At 54.5% G+C, this 503-nt stretch carries 1 rRNA gene; it reads right to left on the bottom strand.

Going from position 1 to position 503, the window contains the following annotated elements:
• Positions 1 to 8 precede the first annotated feature (8 nt).
• Positions 9 to 503: ribosomal RNA gene (locus GTP77_RS29865) — 16S ribosomal RNA — on the bottom strand; the annotation flags it as partial.

Below are 503 nucleotides of genomic sequence, written 5' to 3'. Positions count from 1 at the left end.
TACTCTAGAAAGGAGGTGATCCAGCCGCACCTTCCGATACGGCTACCTTGTTACGACTTCACCCCAGTCACGAATCCTACCGTGGTAAGCGCCCTCCTTGCGGTTAAGCTACCTACTTCTGGTAAAACCCGCTCCCATGGTGTGACGGGCGGTGTGTACAAGACCCGGGAACGTATTCACCGCGACATGCTGATCCGCGATTACTAGCGATTCCAACTTCATGCAGTCGAGTTGCAGACTACAATCCGGACTACGATACACTTTCTGGGATTAGCTCCCCCTCGCGGGTTGGCGGCCCTCTGTATGTACCATTGTATGACGTGTGAAGCCCTACCCATAAGGGCCATGAGGACTTGACGTCATCCCCACCTTCCTCCGGTTTGTCACCGGCAGTCTCATTAGAGTGCCCTTTCGTAGCAACTAATGACAAGGGTTGCGCTCGTTGCGGGACTTAACCCAACATCTCACGACACGAGCTGACGACAGCCATGCAGCACCTGTGT

It is taken from the genome of Pseudoduganella aquatica, from assembly GCF_009857595.1.
GTDB classification, from domain to species: domain Bacteria; phylum Pseudomonadota; class Gammaproteobacteria; order Burkholderiales; family Burkholderiaceae_D; genus Rugamonas; species Rugamonas aquatica_A.
The sequence above is the reverse complement of the archived record's forward strand: the minus strand, read 5'-3'. Positions and strand labels throughout refer to the sequence as shown.